We start from the raw sequence: 6803 nt of genomic DNA, 5'->3' as shown, positions 1-6803 counted from the left end.
CTACCGCCAGTTCCGGCGCTGGACCCTGGCGGGGTTGTGGGAGCAGATCCTCGAAGCGCTGAACGAAAGTCGGATCGTGCCGGATGCGCTCCAGATGATCGACAGCACCGTGATCCGCGCCCATCATCAGGCAGCGGGCGCAAAAGGGGGACTCCAAGACAGGGTTTTGGCCGTTCAAGAGGTGGTTTCACGACCAAGGTCCACCTGCGCGTCAATGCTGCCGGGCTGCCAATGAGGTCGGACATCACGCCGGGCCAGACATCGGACTACCTGGGCTTTGATCTGGTCATGGACGACAACCTGCCGGAGCCTTGCATCCTGCTGGCCGATCGCGGCTATGACTCCGACAAGGTTCGCAAAACCATGGAGGCGCGTAGCATCCTGCCGGTGGTCCCGATGCGCAAGTCTCGCAGGCTCCGTGTCGCTGTCGATCGCAGGCTCTACCGGCTGCGGAACCTTGTCGAGCGGTGCTTCAACAAGCTCAAGAACGCTCGCCGTGTCGCCACCCGCTACGACAAGACCGCCGAAAGCTTCCTTGGCTTCATCGATATCACGTCGATCCGCCTCTGGCTCCGCCATTTGTCAACATGACCTAGGTTCGTCGCGGGAAACCCCATGACAACTCGGCTAGATTTGGGAATGAGGTCGGGCATCCCCCCGCTCGGGCATTCTCACCCCGCGCTGCTGTTTTCTGCCTTGGTGCCGCCATATGGCTTGGCAGCGGAAGCCAAGCCGCGGCATGCCGGGCTTTCGCAACGGCCATCAGGCGCGCGCGAGTTCCTCTGCCAGATCGGCAGCGAAGAGCCTTGCGATCTCGAGCGGTTCCGGCTGGATGCGCAGCGCGATATGGAATTGGGACAGCCATTCCAGCCCCAGTCCCGTAATCTGACGCATTTCGCCGCGCCGGACCCAGGTATTGGCGAAATGCAGCGGCAGAAAACCCAGGAAGCGGCCGCTTCGGATCAGGATCGCCTGCGCCTCCATGTTCGACACCGAGGCCGCGACATTCGGATCGTGCAAGGCGGCGAGTTCGGCCCGCTGCAGATAGGGACGCGCGGTGATCGGACAAAGGGAAAGCTCTGCCAGCGTCACCGCGCCTTCGGCCCGGGCATAAAGCGGGTGCAGGTGGCCGCAGTAAAGCGCGTGTTCCTCGGTATAGACCGGGGTATATTCCACATTGGGCTGCCGGTTCGGAAAGGGGCCGATGGCGACATGGACCTCGCCGGTCTGCAGCGCCTTGCTCAGCACCTGCGTGGTGCCGATCTCCAGGCTCAGCCGCACCTGATGCTCGCGCCCGAAGAAGCGGCGGATGGCGCCATGGACCGGCAGGTCGGGATTGTCTGCCTCGCTATCCACGAGGCCGATGCGCAGATGGCCGGTCCGCACCTTGCGCAGCGTGCCCAGATTGGCCTCGCATTGCTCGATCCCGCCCAACATCCGCTTGGCCTCGCGATAGACGGCCTCGCCCTTGTCGGTCAGGGCAAAGCCGCCCCGGCCGCGCTGGCAAAGCGTGAAGCCGAGGCTGAGCTCCAGATCCTTCAGATGGGTCGAGATCGCCGAAAGGCTGGCCCCCAACACGGCCTGCGCGCCGCTGGGGCCGCCATGTTCCACCATGGCGCAGAAGGTGCGCAGATTGCGCAGGGTATAGTCGCTGATCCGCATAGCTTGCTTCGCTGAACCGAAAGTAAAGATCGCATAATTTCAGTTTATCGAAAATTCCAGCGCCGCATAGTTCCCTTCAGCCGTGGCGGTCGAGATCGCGGCATCAACACAGGGAAGTCGAACATGACCAGATTTGCCGCGAAGCTGGCGCTTGCCACGGCCCTTGCCGCCATGACGGGTGGCGCCGCCCTGGCCGAGGAATGGAAATTCGCGATCGAGGAAATTCCCGGCTCGATCATGGACAGCTATGCGCAGGATTTCAAAAAGCGCATCGAAGCGGCCACCGGGGGCGAGGTCACCGTCACGATCTATCCGCTGGGTTCGCTTGGCACGCCGACCGAGGTCGCCGAGCAGACCGCCGACGGGGTGATCCAGCTTTCGAACCTTTCGGTCGGGAACCTGGGCACCATCGTGCCCGAAAGCCAGGTGTTCCTTTCGACCTACCTGCTGCCCTCCGACATGGCCGAGGTGAACCGCTTCCTGGCCGAAAGCCCTACCGTCCACGGCGCGCTGGCCGAGGCATTCGCGGCCAAGGGCCTGAAGCTCGGCGCGCTTTACAGCGAGGGCGAGCAGGTCTGGACCACGCGCAAGGAAATCCGCACTCCCGAGGACATGGCGAATTTCAAGATGCGGGTCATGGTCTCGCCCATGCTGCTCAAGGCTTACGAGGATCTTGGCGCCAGCGCGACTCCGATCCCGTTTGGCGAGGTCTATGGCGCACTGCAACTGGGCCAGGTCGATGGCCAGGTGAACCCGGTGTCCACCATCCAGGAGATGAAGTTCTACGAGGTCACCGATTACATGATCTGGGCCGGCGAGCAGCAATTGCTGACGGCGGTCATGGCCAGCGACGACTGGTTCCAGACCCTGCCGCCCGAACGCCAGCAGCTTCTGGACCAGACCTTCGCCGAGATGAACGGCTTCATCACCCCGGTGGTCCAGAAGTTCAACGCCGAGCGGCTGGAGGCGATCAAGGCGGTCAAGCCGGGGATCAGGCTGATCGAGCTTTCCGAGGATGAGCGCGCGGCCTTCCGCGAACGCGCCAAGGCCACCGATGCGGCGGTGGCCGGGATCGTCAGCGCGCAGGGGGCCGAGCTGCTGCAATCGCTCAAGTCCGAACTGGGGCAGTAGATCCCGCTGCGCCCGGCGATCCAGGCCGGGCGATGCCAACGGAGAATGACCGATGAATGCGCAACCACGCGGTCCGGGGTCCGGTCTTCTGCACCGGCTGGACAATGGAATCGCCGGGATCGAGGCGGGGATCACCGGCCTTGCGATCCTGGCCATGGCGCTGAACACCATCGCCAACGTGCTGGGCCGCTATGTGTTTTCGCAGAGCATCTATTTCTCGGAGGAGCTGAACGAGATCCTGATGGTCACGGTGACCTTTGTGGGCCTGGGCTATGTCACGCGCAAGGGCCGGCATATCCGCATGTCGGCCCTCTATGACATGGTGCCCGAGAGGCCGCGGCGCTGGCTGATGGCGGCAATCGCGCTGACCACAGCGCTGGCCATGCTTTTGCTGGCTTGGCAAGCCTGGGAATATGTCGCCAAGGTCGCGGCTCGCGGGCGGCTTACGCCCGCGATGCAGATCCCGCTGTGGTGGACCTATGTCGCCGTGGTCGTCGGGCTGGCGCTGACCGGGCTGCAATACCTGCTGGCCGTCTGGGCCAACCTGACCCGCCGCGAAGGCGTCTGGATATCGTTCTCCGAGACCGACGATTACGAGGACCCCGAGCTTGCCGCCCTGCTGGAGGCCCAGCCGTCCGCATCCCCCGCCGACGGAAGGCCCGCGCCATGACCCTGATGATGATGAGCGTGATGTGCCTGCTTCTGGTCGCGGGCTATCCGATGATGATGCCGCTGCTGGCGGCGACGGTGCTGGCCTTCGTGGTCTATTTCCCGAACCTGGGAATGCAGCAGATCGTCCAGCAGATGATCGGGGGCGTGAAGCCCTCGGCGCTGGTCGCGGTGCCGATGTTCATCCTGGCGGCCGACATCATCACGCGCGGCCATTCGGCGGACCGGCTGGTCGATTTGGTGATGCGCTTCATGGGCCATCTGCGGGGCGGGCTTGCGATCTCGGTCACCTCGGCCTGCGCGCTGTTCGGCGCGGTCTGCGGCTCGACCCAGGCGACGGTGGTGGCGGTCGGCGGCGCGATGCGGCCCCGGATGCTGCGCGCGGGCTATCGCGACGACTTCACCATCGGGCTGATCGTGAACGCGGCGGACCTCGCCTATCTGATCCCGCCCTCGATCGGCATGATCGTCTATGGCGTGCTGTCGGGCACCTCGATCTCCGAACTGTTCATCGCCGGCATCGGGCCGGGCCTGCTGGTCGTGCTGCTGTTCTCGATCTGGTGCTGGATCGTCGCCCGCCGGCAGGCCATCCCGGTCGAGCCGCGCGCGACCTGGGCCGAGCGCTTCACCGCGATGCGCCGCGCGCTGTGGCCGCTGGGCTTTCCGGTGCTGGTGGTCGGCGGCATCTATGGCGGGATATTCAGCCCGACCGAGGCCGCCTCGATCTGCGTGCTTTACGCCGCGATGCTGGAACTGGTCGTCTTCCGCTCGATCGGGCTGCGCGAGTTGTGGGACGTGGCGCTGTCGACGGGGGTGATGACCTCGGTCGTGTTCATCCTGATCGCCACCGGCAGCGCGTTCTCCTGGACCATCTCCTATGCACAGGTGCCGCAGACCCTGCTGACGGCGGTCGGGCTCGAGGGCGCGGGGGCGGTCAAGACCCTGCTGGTCATCAACATCGCCTTCTTCATCGGCTGCATGTTCGTCGACTCGCTGGTGGTCATGCTGATCCTCGTCCCCATTTTCGCGCCGCTTGCGGCGGCGGCGGGGCTGGACCCGGTGCTGGTCGGCGTGCTGATCACGCTTCAGGTCGCCATCGGCGCCGCGACCCCGCCCTTCGGCTGCAACCTGTTTACCGCCGTCGCCGTATTTCGCCGGCCCTTCATCGAGGTCGTGCGCGGCGTGCCGCCCTTTCTCGCCATCCTGCTGCTGGTCGCCGTGCTGCTTTGCGCCTTCCCCTGGATCGCGCTGGGGCTGCGCGACCTCGCTTTCCGCTGATCGTTACCAAGGAACCTGAACCATGCCTGATACTCCCTCCTCGCACGGCTATGACACCGGCCGGTTGAACCTGCCCTTCGTCGGCATCTCGACCTTCGGCAAGCGGCCCTATGTCGCGGACTGGTCGCGGATCGAGGCCGATGTCGCCGTCCTGGGCGCGCCCTTCGACTTCGGCACCCAGTTCCGCGCCGGCGCCCGCTTCGGACCGCGCGCGGTGCGCGAGGCCTCGACGCTGTTCAGCTTCGGCCATGCCGGCGCCTATGACCACGAGGACGACTGCACCTATCTGGGCGGCGATGTGCGCATCGTCGATATAGGCGACGCCGACATCGTCCACACCGACACCGCGAAAAGCCACGCCAATATCCGCACGGGCGTGCAGGCGATCCTGGACGCCGGCGCCTTTCCGGTGGTGATCGGCGGCGACCATTCGGTCAACATCCCCTGCATCGAGGCTTTCGAGGGGCGGGGCGACATCCACATCCTTCAGATCGACGCGCATCTCGACTTCGTGGACGAACGCCACGGCGTCCGCACCGGCCACGGCAGCCCGCTACGCCGGGCAGCGGAAAAGCCCTATGTGACCGGGCTGACGCAGGTCGGCATCCGCAATGTCAGCTCGACGACGAAGGACGGCTATGACGCGGCCCGCGCCATGGGTTCGGACATCCTGTCGGTGCGGCAGATGCGGGCGCTTGGGCCGCAGGGGGTGATCGACCGCATCCCCGAGGGTGCCCGGGTCTATGTGACGCTGGACATCGACGGCTTCTGCCCCTCGATCGCACCCGGGACCGGGACGCCCTCGCATGGCGGTTTCCTCTATTACGAGGTGCTGGAGATGCTACAGGCGCTGGCGAGGCGGCACGAGGTCGTGGGAATCGACCTGGTCGAGGTGGCGCCCGACTATGACCAGACCGGCACGACCGCGATCCTGGCAGCGCAGGTGCTGCTGAACTTCCTCGGCTTCGTCTTCCACGCGAGAGGGAAGACAAAGGTGGCATGATCGGACAACTCGCGGCGGTGAAATGCCCTCGGTCGATCTCGCGCCCTTCCGCACCAACGGTTTCCACTTTCCTGGACGACCTGAGAAACCCGCATATCCTTCGATACGCCAATGATTGGTAGTTTGCGCACAGGCTCAAATCTTCCTTCCATCGTCGCCCGTTCTTGCGGATGGGTATGACTGCGGTGCCGCCGCGCTCAAGGATCGCGGTGGCAGCGGCGCGTGTCGAAAGCACCGTCTCCGGTCACTGTGCCGATCTGCTCGTCGGGCGGGATCTGCGCCAAGAGGTAAGTCAGAACGGGACTGTCACCCTTGTCGCTGGAGGTGAATTCCACCGCGCAGATGTCGCCGGTGTCGGTGTTCATAGCCAAATGCTTGCGGTATTGGCGTCGGCGATGCGTGCCGTGCTTGCGCGCCAACCATTCCCCATCTCCCAGAAACTTGATCCCCGTGCTGTCCACCAACAGGTTCAGCGGCCCGGGCGCACGGCGCTTCGTAATCTGAACCTCGATGGTCTTTTGCCGGCGGCTCGGGGTGGAAAAGTCGGGAACGGGCCAATCGAGGTCCGCCATCGACAGGATACTCGCCACCATCCCTGTCGTTTGTCGAAGCGGCAGCCCGAACAGGACCTTCACCATCAGGCAAAATTAAATCGCGGCATCGCTGAACACGACCGACCTTCGGCGCGAGCCACACCATGTCCCTGTCCAGCCAGATCAGGAGAGACCCTCGTCGCCGCAACGCATCGTTATAGGATTTTCGGTTCGTCGTACGGTAGCGGGATGGATAAGGTCCGGTCAGACAGACCATTAACCCTATGGATTCACCAACTAAACCCTCCGCGCTGAGAACTTCTGCAACATGTATAAGCGCCCCTTGCGCATGAGGTTTTTTGGATCAGTTTCGCGCGCTGTCGGGTGCTGACAGGTATCCGGCCTCTGTTACAGCCATCGTCACGCCGCCGGCCCGTATGGTGGTCGCGGATCAGGTTCCAAATCAACGCCGCGTGCTCGAAGCACTTTGTTGCAGGCTGGTTCCTCTGATCCCGTCTCACGACCGT

The 6803-nt window shown here is 64.3% G+C and carries 5 protein-coding genes and 2 pseudogenes; 5 read left to right on the top strand and 2 right to left on the bottom strand.

Annotated elements, in window-relative coordinates; translation table 11 throughout:
* Positions 1-591, top strand: a pseudogene (locus tag ASV56_RS22935) (IS5 family transposase); the annotation flags it as partial.
* Positions 592-762: 171 nt separating this feature from the next.
* Here the strand turns inward: ASV56_RS22935 and ASV56_RS15485 are convergent.
* On the bottom strand, positions 763-1662 hold the full coding sequence (locus ASV56_RS15485; RefSeq protein WP_062562899.1) for a LysR family transcriptional regulator: 900 nt from the start codon (positions 1660-1662) through the stop codon (positions 763-765).
* Positions 1663-1785: 123 nt separating this feature from the next.
* Between ASV56_RS15485 and dctP the strand changes: the two genes are divergently transcribed.
* Genes dctP through speB form a run of 4 tightly spaced genes read left to right on the top strand, consistent with a single transcriptional unit; the run spans position 1786 to position 5743 of the window.
* Complete coding sequence (dctP, locus tag ASV56_RS15480) at positions 1786-2793, top strand: TRAP transporter substrate-binding protein DctP (RefSeq protein WP_082724865.1); 1008 nt, start codon at positions 1786-1788, stop codon at positions 2791-2793.
* A gap of 52 nt (positions 2794-2845) precedes the next feature.
* Complete coding sequence (locus tag ASV56_RS15475; RefSeq protein WP_062562898.1) at positions 2846-3463, top strand: TRAP transporter small permease; 618 nt, start codon at positions 2846-2848, stop codon at positions 3461-3463.
* The gene (locus ASV56_RS15470) at positions 3460-4740 is read left to right on the top strand and encodes a TRAP transporter large permease (protein WP_062562897.1); all 1281 of its coding nucleotides are present in this window, start codon (positions 3460-3462) and stop codon (positions 4738-4740) included. The genes ASV56_RS15475 and ASV56_RS15470 overlap by 4 nt, the downstream gene beginning before the upstream one ends.
* Positions 4741-4762: 22 nt before the next feature.
* Positions 4763-5743 carry an agmatinase gene (gene speB / locus ASV56_RS15465; RefSeq protein WP_062562896.1) on the top strand — a complete coding sequence of 327 codons (981 nt, stop codon included), beginning with the start codon at positions 4763-4765 and terminating at the stop codon, positions 5741-5743.
* A 139-nt stretch (positions 5744-5882) separates the two neighbouring features.
* On the opposite strand, the pseudogene ASV56_RS15460 reads toward speB, so the two are convergent.
* Positions 5883-6553 (bottom strand): annotated as a pseudogene (locus tag ASV56_RS15460) (IS5 family transposase); the annotation flags it as partial.
* Positions 6554-6803 lie beyond the last annotated feature (250 nt).

The sequence above is a fragment of the Paracoccus aminovorans genome, from assembly GCF_001546115.1.
GTDB classification, from domain to species: Bacteria; Pseudomonadota; Alphaproteobacteria; order Rhodobacterales; family Rhodobacteraceae; genus Paracoccus; species Paracoccus aminovorans_B.
The sequence above is the reverse complement of the archived record's forward strand: the minus strand, read 5'-3'. Positions and strand labels throughout refer to the sequence as shown.